Raw genomic sequence first — 20,524 nt, forward strand, 5'->3', positions numbered from 1 at the left:
AAAACGCTTTTAAAGTTTATTCTGAATCGATTTTTAGATTTATATCTAATAAAATTAAAATAAAATTAAAATTAAGCTTGATATTCTAATCTAAAACGGTTAATATATTATATATAAATAAGAATTACTAATTGGAGGTTAGTTTTATGAAAAATTTGTTTAAAAAGTCATTTGCACTAGCAACAACGGCGCTTACTTTATCAACTGTATTTGCAGCTCCAGCTGCTAGCCTAGTTCACGCACAAGAAGAAGGTGAAGGAGATGTTTTAGATTTCTCTCCTACTGCTGTAAACGAAGGTGAACCCATTGAAGGTGGATCTTTACGTTATGCCTTAGTATCTGATACAACTTTCGCTGGTGTTTTAAATAACATGTTATATCAAGGGCAACCAGATTCAACAATTATTAAATTTATTAACCCTGGTTTATATGGATACGATGAAAACTTTGCAATTGATAACTCAGGTTTCGCTGATGTCGAGTTTGATCAAGAAAACAAACAAGTGACAATTACAATTCCAGAAGGAACAACTTGGCATGATGGTGAAGAAGTCACAATTGATGATGTTATCTTCCCATATTATGTTATCGGGAACCCAGAATATACGGGTATCCGTTACGGAACTGACTTCCAAAATGTTGTTGGTATGGAAGAATATCACAACGGAGATGCTGAAGAGATTTCAGGATTAGAACGTGTGGATGACTACACATTAACAATAACATATCACAACTTTAATAATTCATTATTACAAGCTGGTGGAGGTGTTTCTAGATATATCGAACCTGAACACTTATTAGGTGAAGTACCAGTAGCTGAACTAGAAGATAGTGAATATGTTCGTACGAATCAAGTTGGATTTGGTCCATTCAAAATCGAATCGATTACACCAGGTGAGTCAGTAACATTCTCTGCTTTTGATGATTACTTTGATGGTCGTCCTAACATTGATGAAGTTATTCTTGAAGTTGTTAACCCAACAACAATTGTCTCAGAATTAAAAGCTGGTAACTATGATATCGCAGCATTACCATCAGACCAATATGATACATATTCAGATGCAACTAACTTCCAAAGTGTAGGATTCTTAGAGAACGCTTATACTTATATTGGTTTCAAACAAGGAACTTGGGATGCTGAAGCAGGGGAAGTAGTAACCGATTCAGAACGTATAACAACAAATAAAGCATTACGTCAAGCAATGGCATATGCTATCGACAATAATGCTATCGCAAATAACTTCTATTATGGTTTACGCCAAAATGCGAATTCATTAATCACACCAAACTTTACAGATTATCATAATGCAGACCAAGAAGGCTATGGTTATGATCCTGAGCAAGCAGCTCAAATCTTAGCTGATGCTGGTTTCGTTGATAATGATGGTGATGGTTTCGTGGAGGATCCAGATGGTGAAGCATTCACATTAGGTTTCGCTTCTATGTCAGGTGGAGAAACAGCAGAACCAATCGCACAATACTATATCCAAGCATGGGGTGAAGTTGGAATTAATGTTGAACTAGTTGATGGTCAATTAATGGAATTCAACTCATTCTACGAGCGTCTTGAAACAGATGATCCAGCGATCGATGTTTATCAAGGAGCTTGGGGAACTGGTGGAGATCCAAACCCAACTGGCTTATATGGTCGTACAGCTGCATTCAACTATACTCGTTGGGCAACTGAAGAGAACGATGAGTTATTAGCGGCGATTGAATCAGATGAATCATTTGACGAAGAATTCCGTCAACAAGCATTCTATGACTGGCAAGCGTATGCAATGGAAGAATTACCAGTAATCCCAACATTATTCCGTTATACATTAACAGCTGTTAATAACCGTGTAAGTAATTGGGATACTTCAATTGGATCAGATTTAAAATGGTCTGAAATCTACTTGTTAGCTGAAGAGCCAATTGCTGAATAATTATTAAGCCTAAATATTATATTCCTTTCTTTTTAGAACCTCTTCGGAGGTTCTTTTTTACGTCTATGATGGTATACATTGAGCTTTCATGATAGAATAAGTGTTGCATTGTAAGCTACCGACATTGGTAGAAAGAGAGTAAAGTAGGAGGATGCTATGAGTTTATTAATAAAACATTTAGAAAATATATTAGGCATAGACATAGAAGATGAAGCGTTATTTAAACGTGCTTTTATGCATAAATCTTATGTCAATGAACAAAAACATCACTTGTTAGAGTCGAATGAACGCTTAGAGTTTCTTGGCGATGCGGTGTTAGAAATTATTGTGAGTGATTACTTATATAACTTTTATCCCGAAGAACCAGAAGGATCATTGTCTCGGACTCGTGCGCAATTAGTTCGTGAACCAAGTTTAGCCCTTTTAGCAAGAAAAAACGACTTTCATGAGTACATTCAACTTGGTAAAGGCGAGTCTGCAAGTGGTGGTAATAATCGAGATTCAATCTTAGCCGATTGTTTTGAGGCCTTTTTAGGTGCAACGTATTTGGAACAAGGTATAGACGTTGTAACTAACTTTTTAAACAAGCAATTGTTATTAAATCACCAAGATATTCTTAAACAAGTGAATTTAGATTACAAGACACTTTTCCAAGAAAAAGCTCAAACACATGGAACAGTCTTAATTGAATACCGTTTAATTTCTAAAAAAGGACCCGATCACAATCAAATTTTCGAGATGGGCTTATTTGTAGATGATAAATTAATTAGCCGAGGTAAAGGGAACAGTAAAAAACAAGCTGAAATTCAAGCAGCGAAAATTGCTTACCAACATTTAATTGGAGAGGTTTCATAATGTATCTTAGTAGAGTAGAGATGACAGGCTTTAAGTCATTCGCTGACAAAACTGTTATTGAATTTAATGAAGGAATGACCGCTGTCGTAGGTCCTAACGGAAGTGGTAAAAGCAATCTTTCGGAAGCGATTAGATGGGTATTAGGCGAGCAATCAGCTAAAAGTTTACGTGGGAATCGAATGGAAGATGTTATCTTTAATGGAACACAAGCGCGTAAGCCAGTGAATATTGCAAAAGTGACTTTAGTTTTAAACAACGAGGATCGATATTTGGATTATGATTTTAGTGAAATCAGTATTACTCGCAGTTATAATCGAAATGGTGATAGTCAATACTTAATAAACAATGAACAAGTTAGATTAAGGGATATCGTAGATTTACTTTTAGATTCAGGATTAGGAAAGAATAGTTTTTCAATTATTTCCCAAGGACAAGTTGAACAAATATTTTTAAGTAAGCCTGAAGAACGACGGACGATATTTGAAGAAGCTGCAGGTGTTCAAAAGTACCAATACCGTAAGACTGAAGCTGAGAGACGCTTAGATAAATCAAGTGATAACTTAAGCCGGGTTAAAGACATTATTCATGAACTCGAATTACAATTGAATCCTTTAAGAAAACAAAGAGAGACGGCACTTCTTTATACGAGTAAGAAAGAAGAATTAAAAGAGCTAGAAGTTTCTCTATACACCCAACAAATCGAAGATTATCAAACAGGGTGGGAAGAACTTGAGGAACAATTAAAGAATATCGATGTAACCATAAATAATATAATCACGCAAAATGAAACTTTAAGTAACGAAATCGATGCATCTAAAAACAAACAAAATCTATTAATCAATGCGATTGATCAAAATTCGGATACATATCAAAAATTAACGTCTCAAATTGAAAAATTAAAAGCGCAACAACAGATGATTGGAAAAGATATTCAATATAGTGAAACAGAACAAGCAGATAAAGCTAATATTTATGAAGAACAAGTGGCTGAAAAGACAAGACTTGACCAAGACATCACGGAATATACAAAGCAATTACAAACTTTTGAGACAGATTTGAAAGCACTAATGACAGACCTAAAAGCAGTCAATAAAGATATCCAAATATCTCAAGGATTGAATGCGAACCAACAAGACGAATTACGTAATGAAATGTTGGAGTATTATCAATTAGAAGCCAAGTCAAACAATGAAATTCAACAGCAGAAAGCAGTCTTAGAAAGACTAAGAGCACGTAAAGACCAAGCTGTGGAGAAATTGAATAGTACTAGCCAAGAGCTTAAAAAGCTTGAAGTAGAAGCCAAAGAAGCAGAAGAAGAACTAGAGGCATTCACGGGCAGTCAAAGTGAACAAAGAACTTTATTACAAGAATTAACAGAGAATAATGAAAAACTGTCAAATCAACGAGATGAGTTAAGACAATTGCTCTTTAACCAAGAAAGACAAACTCAAACCATTGAAACCCGATTAAATTCACTGAAACAAATGCATGATAATTATACGGGTTACTTTGCAGGTGTGCGTGCGGTTATGCAACAAGCACAACGTTTAAACGGTATCGAGGGAACAGTTGCGGATTTATTAAATGTTAACGAAACGTATCAACTAGCCATCGATACAGCTTTAGGTGGATCAATGCAACACATTGTTGTAGCCAATGACCAAGCGGCACGTGAAGCGGTTAATTACTTAAAGCAACAAAGAGCAGGACGAGCAACTTTCTTACCACGGCCAAATATTAAACCGCGTCAAATTCAAAGTTTCAAACTTTTTCAAGCGCAAGAAATGCAAGGTTTTATCGCCGTTGCCTCAGAATTAGTCAGTTATGATGCGCAAAACGAGAATATTGTCCAGAACTTATTGGGAAATACAATCGTTGCTCAAACTTTAGTAGATGCGCAAAGTATTGCGAGAGCTTTAGGGCATTCAGTAAAGATCGTAACACTCGAAGGTGACGTGTTAATGCCAGGTGGATCACTCACCGGGGGGCAACAAAAGCAAAGACAACAATCGATGCTATCGCGCCAAAATGAAATTAAACAAGCAAGCGAAGCCTATGAGAAACATCGAGAACAACTTAAAAATATCGAACTAGATTGGGAAAAAGTTTCAGCAGAGTTAGCGAACAATGACCACCAATTGAAAGAACAACGTCAACAAGTAAATCAAACAGAAGGTATCTACCAACGTTTATTCCAATCGAGTCAAAACGCTAAACAAGCATATAAACAAGCTAATAATCAAATGATTATTTTAAAAGATTCAATTCGTGAATTCGACGAAGAACTTGATGAAGCGAGAAATACAATCGAACAAGCGGAACAAAATCTTGTGAAAGCAAAATCTTCGATTGAAGAATTAAATCGGATATTAGAACAACATAACCTCGATGAAGACGCCCGTCAGAAGAAATTAGCTGAGTTAGAAGAAATTAGACAGGACAAATCAACGAAAAAAGCGGTTATGGACGTTGAGATTAAACAATTAAAACAAACTTTATCAGATTTAAAGAATCAATATGAGCTAGTCAATAATTGGATTACAAATTATGAGTCGAGTAAGACATTCGGACTGTCGACGATTGAAGAGCTCCAAGAAAAACTGGAAGAAACTTTAGACGACATTGCTAAATTAGAAAAAGAAAGCGAAAGTTTACAAAATCAAATTCAAGCCGACCGTCAAAATCGCCAAGATTTAAGTGAAACGATTAATAAAAAAGAAAGTTTACTCAATAAATCTCAAGCAGAGAGTCAACGTAGTTTCCAAACACAAGCAAAACTACAAGCTCAGATTGAAAAAAATCAGGCCTTAATTGATAATCATTTGAATCATTTAAATCAAGAATATCAATTGACCTTCGAGATGGCTAAAAAAATTGCTAAACCGATTGAATCAACGGCTGAAATCTATAAAGAAGTTAAAGAATTACGTCAGTTCATCAATAAATTAGGACCGATTAATCTCCAAGCAATTGAAGACTATGATGAGTTAAATGAACGTTATGAGTTATTAGTGGAACAAGAAGAAGATTTATTAACAGCTATGGGGCAACTGAAAGATACAATGGATGAGATGGATGTTGAGGTTACTCGAAGATTTAGCGCAACATTCAAACTCATTAATGAGAAATTCCAACAAACTTTCCGAAGATTATTTGGTGGAGGTGAAGCCTCACTCGAGTTGACGAACCCCAAAGATGTCCTAACAACAGGTGTAGACATCGTTGCGCAACCACCCGGCAAGAAAAAGCAAAATTTGGCACTATTATCTGGTGGGGAACGTGCGCTAACAGCAATAGCCTTGTTATTCGCTATTCTGGAAGTAAAACCTGTACCATTTGTTATATTGGATGAGGTAGAGGCAGCTTTAGATGATGCGAATGTGTACCGCTACGGAGAATATATTAAAGAATTTAGAGAACAAACTCAATTCATCGTCATTACACATAGAAAAGGAACGATGGAGAGTGCGGACCGGCTATACGGTGTTACGATGGAACGGTCAGGTATTTCGAAATTAGCCTCAGTAAAATTAAGTGAAGCGGAAGAAGCTTTATCAGAATAAAGGAGTTATCAATGATAAAATTAATTGCCATAGATTTAGATGGAACGTTACTTCGAACAGATAAATCTCTATCAGAGGAGAATATCAATGCTATTCATTACGCCCAGTCAAAAGATATTAAAGTCGTTTTATGTACAGGAAGACCATACTTAGCGATGAAAGACTTTGCCGAGAATATTGGTTTCGATGGCGACGATGAATATTTAGTCGTATTTAACGGAAGCCAAGTGATTAAAGCAAACACTGGAGAAGTTGTCGTTAATGATGTTGTTGAAACGAGCGATTTAGAGCGTTGGTATGAAGAAACGGAACGTTTAAATTTACCATTAAATCCCATTGATTCTGAATGGGTCTATGATCCAATTGAATATCCAGACGGCAAAGAGTCAACTTATACAACGCTAGCACCAAGAAAAACTGTTAATTATCATGACTTTGAAGCAGATCATACATTTAACAAGTTCGTTATTTGTACGGTTGAAGATTATTTAAATGAGCAACTACCTAAAATCAATACAAATTTATTGGATGAATATCAAACTGTCTTATCACATCCTTATCAATTAGAAATTGGTAAGGTCAATGTTAATAAAGGAAATGCGTTAAAGAAATTAGGTCAACAATTAAATATCAAACCGGAAGAAATGATGACCATTGGTGACCAAAATAATGATCAGACGATGATTGATATGGCTGGTTACGGGGTTGCGATGGGTAATGCTGTTCAAGAGATAAAAGATAGTGCTTCATATATCACAGATACAAATGATAATGACGGTGTTGCGAAAGCAATCTATCATTTTATTAAGTAATAAAAGTGTTATAATATAAACAAATAAGGAGTGAGATTATGGGTATTTTTGATCGTATAAAACGTGCTTTTACCGGTGAAGACCAGGTTGTTAAAGAAGAACTGAAAGAAAAAGACACCGAGATTGTTTTTGATAAGTATGACAAGGGTATGGAAAAGACACGTAAAAACTTTTCCGAAAGAATTGCGGACTTGTTTACAAGTTTCAGAGAAATTGATGAGGATTTCTATGAAGATTTAGAAGAAGCCTTTATTGGTGCAGATGTAGGTTTTAATATGACAATTGCCTTAACGGATGCTATCCGCGATGCGATTGAAGAAGAGAATGTGAATCGTCCTGAGGATGTTAAACGTGTAGTTTTAGAACAGATGGTGAGCATTTATGAGAAGAATGAAACAGGATCGGTCGCAATTAAAGAAAATCCCGATGGACCAACCGTTATTCTATTTGTAGGGGTAAACGGTGTTGGTAAGACAACTTCTGTTGGTAAAATTGGTTATAACTTAAAACAAGAAGGCAAAAAAGTTATTATGACCGCAGGAGATACTTTCCGTGCAGGTGCCATTGAACAGTTAAATGTTTGGGGAGAGCGTTTAGATATTCCTGTTGTAACTGGAAAAGCCAACAGTGATCCAGCTTCAGTTGTGTTTGATGCAGTGAAACAAGCGAATGAAGAAAATTACGATTACTTACTCGTAGATACTGCCGGAAGATTACAAACTAAAGCGAACTTAATGGAAGAGTTAGCAAAAATGAAACGAATAATTGAACGCGAGAATCCAAATGGTGTTCAAGAAGTGTTCTTAGTATTGGATGCGACGACAGGTCAAAATGCACTCATTCAAGCGAAACAATTTAATGAAGCAACCGAAATTACCGGCTTAGTTTTAACGAAATTAGATGGAACGGCAAAAGGTGGGGTTGTTCTTTCGATTCGCTATGATTTAGATATACCGGTTAAATATATCGGTTTAGGTGAACAAGCGACTGACTTACAACAATTTGATCCAGAACAATATATGTATAATTTGGTTCGTGATGTGATTGAAGATAAGCAAGCTTAATAAAAAATCCGTGAGGTCAAAAAAGACCTCACGGATATTTTTGCTTCCTATTATCTAGTTATTTAATTACCAATTTCTGCTGTTTGAGTTTAGGGAGAATACTATTTGTTCCTAAAAACACGAGTAAAAAGACCCCAAAGCCTGTGACAGCAACCATACTTGAAATCGAAGTATCGAGATAGATCCCAATATAATAACCAAGGACTGAATTAAGTATAGCAATGAGAACGGAACCGATTAACAAAGTGCTAAATTTATTCGTAAAACATCTAGCGGTCATCCCAGGCGCTGCCATTAAGGCGATGACTAGAATAGACCCAACACTTTCAAAAGAAGTGACTGCCGTCAGAGAAACTAAAGTCATCAATACTAAGTCGAGCGCAGCAACATTAATTCCAATAGTTCGAGCAAAGGTTTCATCAAACAAACGAATCTTCAATGGATTATAGAAAATAAAGATGAAAGCCAAATTAATGAATAAAATGATCAAACCAATAAAGAATGCCTGTGGCATTTGAATTGAGAATATTTCAACTTGGCGTAATGGTGCCAGTTCGACTTGACCTAAAAGGACCATATCAATGTCTAAATGCACATTTGTATAATATTTGGAGATGATAATAACGGCAATTGAGAATAGTAAGGGGAACACCAAACCAATCGCTGCGTCGTTTTGCATTCGACCGGTCTTTGTCAATAAGTCAATTAAGATAACAGTAATGACACCGAACAAGGTTGCACCGATAATTAAATAGGGCGAAGATAAATCTTCAGTAAAATAAAAAGCAATCACAATCCCTAATAAAATGGTATGAGAAATGGCGTCGGCTACCATTAAACTCGAACGCATCAACAATAGAGAACCCAATAGACTACAAGCTAAAGCAACAACAATTAAAATTAATAAAATTTGAATCATCATGACACTACACCTCTTTTACGTAAAACATAAGAGCCTAGCAAGCCTTTAGGCCCGATGAAGACAGATACTAAAGCGATACCTGACAATACAACTACAATGGTTGGTCCTGTCGCCAAATCAGAAATATTTGTACTAAGTAAAGTCCCCATAAAACCAGCAAATAAGCCAAAAAAGCCTGATAAAAAGATAGTTTTAGGATAGTTATTTGTCCATTGCATTGCCCCAACGACGGGAGCGACTAACATGCTACTAATTAACTTTGTCCCAACAGCTTGTAAACCAATGACAATGGCTAATAAACTTAACGTTAATAAGATATAATTGATAAATTTCGTATTAATGCCAATGGTTTCAGCAAAAGTTTTATCGAACAAATATATTTTAATCTTTGGATAATAAAGCCAAAATATAAGGGCGATGATAACAGCAACAATCAAAATAACATTCACATCAAATTGCGTTAAAAAAGCGGCTTGTCCCATAATATAATTATCCAAACCAGAGAAATTCACTGATTGGAATTTGGGATTCGTTTGTACAATTCGGTAAAGCATTAAACCCAAACTGAAAAAAGATGATAGAACAAGTGCCAAGACGCTCTCATATGCGAAGTGACTATGTTTATGAATCCAGTTAATTAGAACAAAGGCTATATAACCAACAACAATGGCACCTAACAGTAACACGAGAGAATTTCTCGTTTGAAATAACATAAAAGCAATAATTACTCCAGGGTATACTGAATGCCCAATCGCATCACCCAATTGACTTTGGCCTTCTAAAACAATTGTAGTACCGATAATACCTGATGCGAAGCCCAGCGCCATAGTTCCAAGTGCGACAACCCAGAAGAAATAATCAAAAGAGATATCAAACATGTTGATCAACTCCAAGAATATGTAAGCCCGATTGTTTTGAACTCGGTTCAATATTATTTGGTTGCGAATGATTTAAATAGGCGTTATCAATATTATCTCGCGTAAATACATCGACTGTAGGACCTATTGCGACGACCTCTTTATTGAGGAATAACACATAATCAAAATTATCCGGCACTGAATTTAAGTCATGGTGAACTGTTAAACTCGTTTTTCCTTTATCTTGAAATTCTTTTAATTGCGCCATAATAATGGCTTCAGATTTCATGTCGACACCAGCAAGCGGCTCATCAAAAAAATACAAATCAGCGTCTTGTGCAATGGCACGTGCAATAAAGACTCTTTGTTTTTGACCTCCAGATAATTGACTGATTTGACGATTCGAAAGATCAGTGAGTTCCATTGCTTCGAGTGCATGAGACACAACAACTTTTTGCTCTTCACTCACAGATTGAAAGCCCCAACGATTTGAGCTCACTCCCATCGTCACAACGTCTTTGACAGTTGTTGGGAAATGCCAGTTCACCTCTGAAGTCTGGGGGACATAAGCGATTTTAGAGCGTGCTTGTTTCAATGTAAGGTCATTGAAAAAGCTTAGCTTATGTTGTTTAGCGGGTATTAAATTAAGGATAGCTTTTATAAAAGTTGATTTACCAGCACCATTTGGGCCGATGATAGCCATGCGAACATTTTCCGGAACTTGTAATGTAATATTGTTTAGGGCAAGAGTTTGTTGATATCTCACCGATAAGTTTTCGATAGTAATAATTGAATTCATATGAATCACTCCTTTTAAATTATAATTAACGAATTAAATGATCAACGATTAATGACACATTATGTTGATACATCTCAATGTAATTATCGTTCGACTGACCAGTTGCAGCTAAAGAGTCTGAGAACAATTCTTGACCTTCACCACCCACAACGACAACCTCTGCATCCTGTTGGTTGACTCCTTCTTGAAGCTTTTCCATCGCTTGCGGGTTAGATGTTGTATCTAAGAATATAGCTGGCACTTCATTGTCTACAATGAACTTAACTGTATTAATAATCGCATCATTAGATACTTCAGATTCAGTACTGATTCCTTGAGGAGCATATACTGTGAAGTCATAAGCCTGGGCAAAGTATGCAAAGGCATCGTGTGGAGTTACGAGAATGCGTTGTTCCACAGGTAATTCTGCAACTTTTTCATGGATCCATTGATTTAAAGCATCTAATTCTTCTATATATCTTTCTGTATTTTCATTTACTAATTCTTTATACTCAGGGTAAATTTCAACTAAAGCTTGTTGAGTTGTTAGAACAGATTGTTTATATAAATCTATATCGAACCAATAATGCGGATCGACTTCTTGAGAATCCTCAGAAATTGAGATTAGCTGGTCATTATTAAACTCCGCTGTCACAGATCTTGTATGTGGCAGTGCATCTAAAACTTCTGCCATCTGTGCCTCAAAATGCAAACCATGAAATAACACGAGGTCAGATTCAGTAATGTCTTTTAAATTTCTAGCCGTTGCTGTATACGTATGCGGGTCACCACCAGCAGGGACAATTGAAACAACCTCAAACGTTTCTGGGGCGAGTTGTTCTACAATATCTACTAAAAAAGTCGTTGTGACTGTAATTTTTTCTTTGTCTTTTTGAGCGTGACCGACGGGTACTAGATAAGTGAATAACAATATAATGGCCGCAAAAAGAACTAACATGTATTTTAAATATTTTTTCATTTCAAACCTCCAAACAAAAATTATTAGGTGTGCCTAAATGATAATTGAATTATAATGTTAGGTGCACCTAAAGTCAACCAATAAGTTTAAATAAATTTGAGGCTAAAGGGAAAACGTGGTAAAATTAGGATTGGAAAAAAATATCATTGGGGTGATGTCAATGTCACAGAGTCGTGAGGACTATGTTAAGTTTATTTATGAACATGCAGGAGACGAATCCATCTCTAATAAAACAATCGCTGAGGGCTTAGAGGTTTCTCCAGCCTCCGTGAGTGAGATGATTAATAAATTGGCTAAAGAAGGCCTAGTCATTAACGAACGCTACCGAGGTAGTGCTTTAACACCAAAAGGTCATCAGATGGCTCAAGAAATGGTGAGAAAACACGAAATATGGGAATATTTCTTACAAAATAGATTAGGATACACAAAACAAGAAGTACACGAATTCGCTGAAGTATTGGAACATGTAACACCCAAGGATCTAGCGGATCGTCTAGCTACTTATATTGAGTATCCTGAAGAATAGGTGAATAGAATGCCGTTAGAAAAAACGATTTATATTGGTCAATTGTTCTCATTTTATAAAGCTCTGTTGACAGAGAAACAGCAAGATATGTTGTCACTTTACTATGAAGAAGACTTATCTTTAAGTGAAATCGCCGAACACTTCGATATTAGTCGTCAAGGCGTTCATGATAATATTAGGCGTGGAGAGAAATCCTTGCTAGAATATGAAAAAACACTCCGTTTAAATGAGAAACGTGAAGAACGTATGCAATTATTAAATACATTGAGTGAGTTATTAACAAACCAAGAAGCTCATTCAGTCATAGAAAAATTAATTCAAATAGAAGATTAAAAAATAGAGGGGTAATAATATGGCTTTTGAAGGACTTTCAGATCGCCTCCAAGGTGCGATTAGCCAGGTTAGTTCGGGAGGGACAATCACCGAAGCCGACCTGAAACAAATGATGCGTGAGATAAGACTTGCTTTACTTGAGGCCGATGTTAACTTTCAAGTAGTAAAAACATTCGTTAAGAGTGTGAATGAAAGAGCATTAGGTTCCGATGTATTAAAATCTTTATCTCCAGCGCAACAAGTTTTAAAAATTGTTGATGAAGAATTAACAGCCTTAATGGGTGGGGAACTTGTCCCATTAAACTTCTCAGCGAAACCGCCAACAGTTATAATGATGGCAGGTTTACAAGGTGCTGGTAAGACAACAACAGTAGGTAAATTAGCTAAATTTATTTCTGAAAAAGAGAATAAAAAGCGTCCATTATTAGTAGCTGCCGACGTATACCGCCCAGCAGCGATTGAACAATTACAAACCATTGGTCAACAATTAGGTTTTGATGTTTATAGTGAAGGAACAGATGCCGATCCAGTAAGAATTGCTGAAGCAGCATTAAATCAAGCAAGATTGCAAGGAAACGATGTCGTTATTATTGATACGGCCGGTCGTTTACACGTCAACGAAGAATTAATGGCTGAATTACGTAATATTAAAGCAGTCGCAAATCCGCAAGAGATTTTACTAACTGTTGATGCTATGACCGGACAAGATGCGATAAACGTTGCCCAATCTTTCAATGAGTCATTAGATATAACAGGGGTTGTCATTACAAAACTCGACGGTGATACTCGTGGTGGAGCGGCACTATCGATTCGTTCAATTACCGATAAACCAATTAAATTTACTGGTCAAGGTGAGAAATTAGACGCCTTAGAACCATTCTATCCTGATCGTATGTCTAGTCGTATCCTAGGTATGGGGGATATGATGACGCTGATTGAGAAAGCGCAACAAGACTTTGATGAAGAAGAAGCTCAAAAGATGGCTGACAAAATCAAAGACGCATCCTTTGACTTTAATGATTTCATTGCTCAAATGGATCAAGTAAATAAAATGGGGTCAATCAAAGATATTATCAAGATGATTCCTGGTTTGAATAAATTGCCAGGTATTGACGAGTTTGATGTATCTGAGAAAGATATGGCACGTGTCAAAGCAATTGTGATGTCAATGACACCTCTAGAGCGTACAAACCCAGATATCATCTCACAAAGTCGTCGTAAAAGAATCGCTGCAGGTGCTGGACAAGATCTTCAAGCCGTGAACCAATTAATTAAGCAATTCAACCAAACACGTCAAATAATGAGTTCAGCTTCGAATGGTAAGATGGGTAACATGAAGAAAATGATGAATCAGATGACACAAAATGGTGGTGGAGGTATGCCAAATATACCAGGAATGCCACAAATGAATGATTCAGACTTTATGTCACCAGAACAAAAAGAAAAACAACAAAAAGAAAAAGAATTGCAACGTCGCTTGAAAAAAATGAAGAAAAAACGCCGTTAATCTCTAAATAAAGCTAAAGTTCACTTGGAAATAGGGAAATTTTTCTATTTTTTTGAAATATTAAACCTTATTATAGAAGTATTTATAAAAAATATTTCAAAAAATATCACCCTGTAAAGGAAAAACACTTTACAGGGGTGATGTTATCTGATAATATACTTAACTGTGAGATTAATTAATGGAGGTGACTTACATGGCAGTTAAAATTCGTATGAAACGTATGGGTTCTAAAAGAAACCCATTCTACCGTATTGTAGTAGCGGACGCACGTGCTCCACGTGATGGACGTATTATTGAACAAATTGGAACTTATAATCCAGTTCAAGAACCAAAACAATTAGAAATCAACGAAGAGTTAGCGTTAAAATGGTTAAGTGATGGTGCTCAACCATCTGACACTGTTCGCAACTTATTATCTACTCAAGGAATCATGCAAAAATTCCACGAGTCAAAACAAGCTAAATAAGGCATGTTTGATAAGTTTAGTATCACAATAAAGGATGATAAGAATGCCAGATATTGAAGCTTTGATAAAAACAATTGTTGAACCACTTATTGACAATCCTAATGAGTTTTCTGTCGATATTGTTGAAACAGAAGATTTTATAGAGTATCATCTTAATTTACATCCGGATGATATCGGACGTGTCATTGGCAGAAAAGGGCGTGTTGTGAGAGCAATACGTACAATCATTTATAGCATTCGTCAACGCGGTTCTAAAAGAGCTCGCATTGTCATTGCCGACGGTGATAGCGAATAAGGTTTAAAGTGCTAAGTAGAGACAAATTAATTTGTTTCTACTTAGCACTTTTTGTTTGGTGAAAATTTATATATAATAAAAGTAGTAAAGTAGCTTTAAGAGCAAAGTTATATAATGAGTGTGAAAGGAAATAAACTATGGAATATTTTCGTATAGGAAGAATTGTAAATACATTTGGCATTCGAGGAGAAATTAAAGTTATAGCAGATACTGATTTTCCCGAAGAACGATTTGCTGCTGGCGAGGTTTTAACGATATTAGATAATGATCGTCCCGTTCAAAAAGTAACAGTCAAAAATGCTAAGTTAAGTAAAGGAACATATATTGTAAGTTTCGAAGAATTCAATAATATAAATGATGTCGAAAAGTTTAAAACGATGTGGTTAGCCATTAATCAAGACCAACAACAAGAGTTGGATGATCATGAGTTTTATTTTCATGAAATTATTGGTTTAAAAGTAATTACGACTGAAAAAGAAGAACTAGGTGTGATAAAAGACATCTTAAGTTTAGGTTCGAATGATGTATGGGTAATCAAACGTAATAAACCCAAATTACCTGATGCTCTAATTCCTTATATCGAAGACGTTGTGAAAGAGGTCAATGTTGATGAAGGTTACGTTGTAATTGAATTAATGGAAGGGTTAATTGACGATGAGGATTGATGTATTAACTTTATTTCCTGAGATGTTTGCTCCAATGGATCACTCAATAATGAAACAAGCACAAGAGGAAGGTGTCTTATCATTTGAGACACACAACTTCCGTCGCAATCCGGTCAATAAGCATGGTCATGTAGATGATTATCCTTATGGCGGGGGTGCAGGTATGTTATTAAGAGTAGAGCCAATTGTAGATACATTAGAGGAACTGGAGATGACTGACAAGTCACGTGTTATTTTAATGGATCCAGCTGGGAAACCTTTTACCCAAGATTTGGCACAAGAGTGGTCACAAGAAGAACATTTAGTATTTATTTGTGGCCATTATGAAGGCTTTGATCACCGAGTTCGAGATTACATTACAGATGAAGTATCCATCGGAGATTATGTCTTAACAAATGGTGAACTTCCAACCATGGTCATGATAGATTCAACGGTTCGTCTCATTCCAGAAGTAGTTGGAAATGCCCATTCAATTGTAGAAGAGTCCCATCAAAGAAATCTACTAGAACATCCTCAATACACAAGGCCACGAGAATATAGAGGGAAAAGCATCCCTGATGTGTTGCTTAGCGGGCATCATAGTAATATAGAACTATGGCAACAAAAGGAAGCAATTAGAAGAACCTATAATAATCGGCCTGATTTATTAGAGAAAGCTGAATTAACTGACCAAGAACGTGAATGGGTTAAAGAATTTGAAAGTCAATAGGTTTAAATTTACTAAAAAAAATAAACTTAATATTTAATAAGAATCATTGACAAACGCGACAAATCAATCGAATTAAACTGTATTTCTTGAGATTATTTTATAATAATGGTATTGTGAAAATTGCGAAAAAACAAGGAGGAGAATAGAGTTGTGATTGAATTCAAAAACGTTTCAAAACGTTACGCTAGTGACGTATTAGCTGTGGATGATTTTAACTTAAAGATTGAAGATGGAGAGTTTATTTGTTTCATAGGTACATCAGGATCGGGTAAAACAACTTCGATGCGAATGATTAACCGTATGATTGAACCTTCAGATGGTGAAATTTTAATCGATGGAAAAAATATTATGGATATGAACCCAGTTAAATTAAGAAGACAAATTGGGTATGTTATTCAAAACATTGGTCTAATGCCACATATGACAGTTAAAGAAAACATTTTAATGGTACCAAAATTATTAAAATGGGATCAAGCCAAGCTTGATGACACAGCCAAACGCATGATTAAACTAGCTGAATTACCAGAGGAGTTTCTTGATCGATATCCTTCAGAACTATCTGGGGGTCAACAACAACGTATCGGAGTCGTCAGAGCATTAGCTGCAGAACAAGATATCATTTTAATGGATGAGCCGTTTGGTGCGCTTGATCCATTAACTAGGGATACACTGCAAGTAATGGTTAAAGAATTACAAGAAGAATTAGGGAAGACCTTTGTCTTTGTAACGCATGATATGGATGAAGCGCTGAAGTTAGCGACACGTATTGTCATTATGAGTAAAGGGAAAATCGTACAGGTTGGGACTCCGGATGAGATTTTAAGTAATCCGGCGAATGAGTTTGTGGCTCAATTTATTGGGCAAGACCGTTTAATTCAAGCTCAACAAGATACAACTAAAGTTGGCGAGATTATGAGTAAACGCCATGTGGCGATGATTGAAGACCAATCACTTATGGATGCTTTAGAATTAATGAAAGAGCAATCTGTGGATACGCTTCTAATTACGGATGAGAATAATGTATTAAAAGGTTTTGTTGATATCCATATGATCCAAAGACATTTTAATACAGCAATTAGCTTAGCGGATATTATGAGCTCAGAGATGTTCTCACTCAGAGAAGATGCTTTAGTACGTGAATCGGTTGATCTAATCTTAAAACGTGGGTACTCTTATGTTCCAATTGTGAATGATGTAGGTCATCTAAAAGGAATTGTTACTCGAGCGACTTTCGTTAACATTATTTATGATGCGATTTGGGGAGAATACGAATCGCTTTCTGATGTAGCACCTGAGAATGCTATAGAGAAAGATGATGATATCGAAGGAGAAGGTATTGTTATTCCGCCTGCTGCCACTGAAGAAGATGGTGAACGTGTGCTATGATAACATTTTTACAAGAAAATGGGAGTCAATTAGTCACGCTTATGTTTGAACATTTGTATATTTCTTTTATTTCCTTATTACTAGGCATTATTGTGGCTGTACCCTTAGGTGTTTTAATCACTCGAACACCTAAGGCAGCAAACTTTATTGTTGGTGTTGCAAGTATCTTTCAAACGATACCGACATTAGCACTACTTGCTTTGATGATTCCATTAATTGGGATTGGTCGTTTCCCAGCAATTATTGCCCTGTTTATCTATTCATTGTTACCAATATTACGTAATACGTATATTGGAATGAATGATGTAAGTCCAACAGCCAAAGATGCGGCTAAAGGAATGGGAATGACTGCCTTTCAATCAATTACGAAGGTTGAGTTACCCTTAGCAATGCCAGTAATAATGGCTGGTATTCGCTTGTCAGCCGTATACGTTATTGCTTGGACATCTTTAGCGTCTTACATTGGTGCTGGTGGTTTAGGGGACTTTATCTTAAGTGGTATTTCTCTATATCAAGCAGATTTAATCTTTGCCGGAACAATCCCTGTGACAATTATGGCACTTTTAGCAGATTATCTTCTCGGTAAAGTAGAAGTTTACTTTACACCTGAAGTAACTGCAGCCAAGTAGGGGGGATTCATATGATAAAGAATAGAATACATAAAGTGATTGTATTAGCTATATCAGTCTTTTTCCTAGCGGGATGTGCTTTGCCAGGTCTTGGTGGAGGCATCGGTGGAGAAACAATCAGAGTAGCTGGATTGAATTCAACGGAAGGTCAAATTATATCTTCAATGGTCCAACAATTAATTGAAGAAGAAACAGACTATAATGTTGAGCTAATTAGTAATTTAGGTACTGGTATTGTAGGACATCAAGCATTAATAAATGGGGATGCTGATATACTAGCACCAACGTATACTGGAACAGATATTGTAGCTATATTTGATGAAACCGCATCTTATGATGCGGATGCAACGATGGCTTATTTACAAGAAAGATTCGCGGAAGATTTTAATCATAAATATTATGACACCATGGGTTTTGAAAACACTTATGCCTTTATGGTTACAGAAGAATTGGCTGAGTCCGAAGATTTAGAAACAGTGAGTGACCTTGAAGAATTTTCTGGTGAGTTAAGAGCCGGCTTTGACCAAACATGGTTAATTCGTGAAGGTGACGGTTATCCAGCCTTTCAAGAGGAGTATGGCTTCTCCTTTAGCGAAACGTATCCAATGCAAATTGGATTGGTCTATGATGCTGTCTCTTCGGGTGACATGGACGTTGTCTTAGGTTACTCGACGGACGGGCGTGTTTTAAGTAATAACTTAGTTGTATTAGAAGATGATCTTGGTTTCTTCCCGCCTTATGAGGGATCTGTTCGTTCGACCTTTGAGATCTTAGAAGAGTATCCTGATTTGGATCCACTCTTACAAAGACTTGTCGGTAAGATTGATACAGAATTAATGCAACAATTAAACTTTCAAGCAGATGATAATCTACTTGAACCGTCAGTTGTTGCACAACAGTTTTTAGAAGAGAATAATTACTTTAGAGAGGAGCAGCCATAATGGATAGTATGAATTTATTTGAACAGTTTATCTTCTATTTCTCGATGAATGGATCATATGTACTGGGACAATTTTGGCGTCATTTCTTAATCTCTATCTATGGAGTTTTATTCGCTTCAATTGTTGGTATTCCGATTGGAATTTGGATTGCCCACAATAGAAAGATGAGTACATGGGTTATAGGCGTGGCAAATGTATTACAAACCGTTCCCTCACTTGCGATGATGTCGATTATAATGTTAGCGGTTGGTTTAGGAGTAAACACGGTTATCGTGACGATCTTCCTTTATTCGCTACTGCCAATTATCAAGAATACTTATACAGGTATGATTACTCTGGATGCAGATGTTCTGGATGCAGCGAAGGGGATTGGGATGACAAATTGGCAACGACTTAAAGATGTTGAATTACCTTTATCAATGTCTGTGATCATGGGCGGTATTCGCAATGCTCTTGTACTAGGGATTGGTATTACAGCGATTGGTGCTTTCATTGGTGCGGGTGGTTTAGGAGATATTATTATCCGAGGGACTAACGCAACAGACGGAGGAGCCATCATACTTGCTGGAGCAATACCAACGGCATTAATGGCGATATTAACGGACGTCGCTCTTGGTTGGATTGAACGTCGTTTCTATAATCGTGTCCGATAAATAAAAAAAGTAAAAATCCCTTTACAAGTTTCTTATTTTAGGTATAATATTACAAGTGGCCATTGGGCCCCGAATTAACTATAATCCGCTAAGTAGAATGACTATTTAAGATTATTTGTTGGAAGGAGAAAGATAAAATGAGTATTAATCCAATTATTGCAAAAATTACTTCAGCTCAATTACGTAATGACATTCCTGATTTCCGTCCTGGAGATACAGTACGTGTTCATGCGTTAATCGTTGAGGGAGAACGTGAACGTGTTCAACTTTTTGAAGGATTAGTTATTAAACGTCGTGGACAAGGCATCTCTGAAACTTACACAGTTCGTAAGATTTCTAATGGTGTTGGTGTTGAACGTACATTCCCTGTACATACACCTCGCGTACAAAAAATCGAAGTACTACGTCAAGGTAAAGTACGTCGTGCTAAATTATACTACATCCGTAAATTATCTGGTAAAGCAGCTCGTATTCAAGAGCGCGTTAGATAACAATTCTGCTAAGAATGGCTATAATAAGCTATTCTTAGTTTTTTTTATTTGTATATTTTTCGTTCTATATTTCATTCAAAAGGAGCTTATGAGGTAGAAATATTATTGTAAAAAGAAAAGAGCCCACGGAGGCACTTTTCTTTTAAAACTAGATGGATTAACAGT

The 20,524-nt window shown here is 36.3% G+C and carries 21 protein-coding genes; 17 read left to right on the forward strand and 4 right to left on the reverse strand.

Going from position 1 to position 20,524, the window contains the following annotated elements; translation table 11 throughout:
* Nucleotides 1-146 precede the first annotated feature (146 nt).
* The 5 genes from HW423_RS06755 (at nucleotide 147) to ftsY (ending at nucleotide 8,222) form a co-directional block, all read left to right on the forward strand.
* On the forward strand, nucleotides 147-1,928 hold the full coding sequence (locus HW423_RS06755) for an oligopeptide ABC transporter substrate-binding protein (protein ID WP_218931178.1): 1,782 nt from the start codon (nucleotides 147-149) through the stop codon (nucleotides 1,926-1,928).
* A 156-nt stretch (nucleotides 1,929-2,084) separates the two neighbouring features.
* The gene (gene rnc / locus HW423_RS06760) at nucleotides 2,085-2,783 is read left to right on the forward strand and encodes a ribonuclease III (protein ID WP_218931179.1); all 699 of its coding nucleotides are present in this window, start codon (nucleotides 2,085-2,087) and stop codon (nucleotides 2,781-2,783) included.
* A complete protein-coding gene (gene smc / locus HW423_RS06765) occupies nucleotides 2,783-6,346 on the forward strand; it encodes a chromosome segregation protein SMC (RefSeq protein WP_218931180.1) in 3,564 nt (1,187 codons plus the stop codon). Before rnc ends, smc begins: the two co-directional genes overlap by 1 nt.
* Nucleotides 6,347-6,357: 11 nt before the next feature.
* Nucleotides 6,358-7,158, forward strand: a complete 801-nt coding sequence (locus HW423_RS06770) for a Cof-type HAD-IIB family hydrolase (protein WP_218931181.1) — start codon at nucleotides 6,358-6,360, stop codon at nucleotides 7,156-7,158.
* 38 nt (nucleotides 7,159-7,196) lie between these two features.
* The gene (gene ftsY, locus HW423_RS06775) at nucleotides 7,197-8,222 is read left to right on the forward strand and encodes a signal recognition particle-docking protein FtsY (RefSeq protein WP_218931182.1); all 1,026 of its coding nucleotides are present in this window, start codon (nucleotides 7,197-7,199) and stop codon (nucleotides 8,220-8,222) included.
* Between the two features lie 58 nt (nucleotides 8,223-8,280).
* Here ftsY and HW423_RS06780 read toward each other — a convergent pair whose 3' ends face one another.
* Genes HW423_RS06780 through HW423_RS06795 form a run of 4 tightly spaced genes read right to left on the reverse strand, consistent with a single transcriptional unit; the run spans nucleotide 8,281 to nucleotide 11,758 of the window.
* Nucleotides 8,281-9,144, reverse strand: coding sequence for a metal ABC transporter permease (locus tag HW423_RS06780; protein WP_235956365.1), 864 nt, complete (start codon nucleotides 9,142-9,144; stop codon nucleotides 8,281-8,283).
* Entirely contained in the window at nucleotides 9,141-10,022 is an 882-nt protein-coding gene (locus tag HW423_RS06785) for a metal ABC transporter permease (protein ID WP_218931183.1), read from the reverse strand. Before HW423_RS06785 ends, HW423_RS06780 begins: the two co-directional genes overlap by 4 nt.
* The gene (locus HW423_RS06790) at nucleotides 10,015-10,800 is read right to left on the reverse strand and encodes a metal ABC transporter ATP-binding protein (RefSeq protein ID WP_218931184.1); all 786 of its coding nucleotides are present in this window, start codon (nucleotides 10,798-10,800) and stop codon (nucleotides 10,015-10,017) included. Before HW423_RS06790 ends, HW423_RS06785 begins: the two co-directional genes overlap by 8 nt.
* Before the next feature lie 25 nt (nucleotides 10,801-10,825).
* On the reverse strand, nucleotides 10,826-11,758 hold the full coding sequence (locus HW423_RS06795) for a metal ABC transporter solute-binding protein, Zn/Mn family (RefSeq protein ID WP_218931185.1): 933 nt from the start codon (nucleotides 11,756-11,758) through the stop codon (nucleotides 10,826-10,828).
* Nucleotides 11,759-11,918: 160 nt separating this feature from the next.
* Between HW423_RS06795 and HW423_RS06800 the strand changes: the two genes are divergently transcribed.
* The 12 genes from HW423_RS06800 (at nucleotide 11,919) to rplS (ending at nucleotide 20,359) form a co-directional block, all read left to right on the forward strand.
* Nucleotides 11,919-12,284 carry a metal-dependent transcriptional regulator gene (locus HW423_RS06800; protein ID WP_218931186.1) on the forward strand — a complete coding sequence of 122 codons (366 nt, stop codon included), beginning with the start codon at nucleotides 11,919-11,921 and terminating at the stop codon, nucleotides 12,282-12,284.
* A 9-nt stretch (nucleotides 12,285-12,293) separates the two neighbouring features.
* Nucleotides 12,294-12,617, forward strand: coding sequence for a YlxM family DNA-binding protein (gene ylxM, locus HW423_RS06805; RefSeq protein ID WP_218931187.1), 324 nt, complete (start codon nucleotides 12,294-12,296; stop codon nucleotides 12,615-12,617).
* Between the two features lie 19 nt (nucleotides 12,618-12,636).
* Nucleotides 12,637-14,124: a signal recognition particle protein gene (ffh, locus tag HW423_RS06810; protein ID WP_218931188.1), complete on the forward strand. Its 1,488-nt coding sequence runs from the start codon at nucleotides 12,637-12,639 to the stop codon at nucleotides 14,122-14,124.
* A 193-nt stretch (nucleotides 14,125-14,317) separates the two neighbouring features.
* Nucleotides 14,318-14,590 (forward strand): 30S ribosomal protein S16, encoded by a 273-nt coding sequence (gene rpsP / locus HW423_RS06815; protein ID WP_138405513.1) that lies wholly within the window; start codon nucleotides 14,318-14,320, stop codon nucleotides 14,588-14,590.
* Nucleotides 14,591-14,633: 43 nt separating this feature from the next.
* On the forward strand, nucleotides 14,634-14,885 hold the full coding sequence (locus HW423_RS06820) for a KH domain-containing protein (protein ID WP_171031390.1): 252 nt from the start codon (nucleotides 14,634-14,636) through the stop codon (nucleotides 14,883-14,885).
* Between the two features lie 137 nt (nucleotides 14,886-15,022).
* Nucleotides 15,023-15,550, forward strand: coding sequence for a ribosome maturation factor RimM (gene rimM / locus HW423_RS06825; RefSeq protein WP_218931189.1), 528 nt, complete (start codon nucleotides 15,023-15,025; stop codon nucleotides 15,548-15,550).
* A complete protein-coding gene (trmD, locus tag HW423_RS06830) occupies nucleotides 15,540-16,259 on the forward strand; it encodes a tRNA (guanosine(37)-N1)-methyltransferase TrmD (RefSeq protein ID WP_218931221.1) in 720 nt (239 codons plus the stop codon). Before rimM ends, trmD begins: the two co-directional genes overlap by 11 nt.
* 150 nt (nucleotides 16,260-16,409) lie before the next feature.
* Entirely contained in the window at nucleotides 16,410-17,645 is a 1,236-nt protein-coding gene (locus HW423_RS06835; RefSeq protein ID WP_218931190.1) for a betaine/proline/choline family ABC transporter ATP-binding protein, read from the forward strand.
* Nucleotides 17,642-18,274 carry an ABC transporter permease gene (locus HW423_RS06840; RefSeq protein ID WP_218931191.1) on the forward strand — a complete coding sequence of 211 codons (633 nt, stop codon included), beginning with the start codon at nucleotides 17,642-17,644 and terminating at the stop codon, nucleotides 18,272-18,274. Before HW423_RS06835 ends, HW423_RS06840 begins: the two co-directional genes overlap by 4 nt.
* Nucleotides 18,275-18,285: 11 nt before the next feature.
* On the forward strand, nucleotides 18,286-19,215 hold the full coding sequence (locus tag HW423_RS06845; protein WP_218931192.1) for an osmoprotectant ABC transporter substrate-binding protein: 930 nt from the start codon (nucleotides 18,286-18,288) through the stop codon (nucleotides 19,213-19,215).
* Complete coding sequence (locus HW423_RS06850; RefSeq protein ID WP_328803138.1) at nucleotides 19,215-19,868, forward strand: ABC transporter permease; 654 nt, start codon at nucleotides 19,215-19,217, stop codon at nucleotides 19,866-19,868. Before HW423_RS06845 ends, HW423_RS06850 begins: the two co-directional genes overlap by 1 nt.
* Before the next feature lie 137 nt (nucleotides 19,869-20,005).
* On the forward strand, nucleotides 20,006-20,359 hold the full coding sequence (rplS, locus tag HW423_RS06855; RefSeq protein WP_138405506.1) for a 50S ribosomal protein L19: 354 nt from the start codon (nucleotides 20,006-20,008) through the stop codon (nucleotides 20,357-20,359).
* Nucleotides 20,360-20,524: the final 165 nt, after the last annotated feature.

This window comes from Ruoffia halotolerans (assembly GCF_014049385.1).
GTDB classification, from domain to species: domain Bacteria; phylum Bacillota; class Bacilli; order Lactobacillales; family Aerococcaceae; genus Ruoffia; species Ruoffia halotolerans.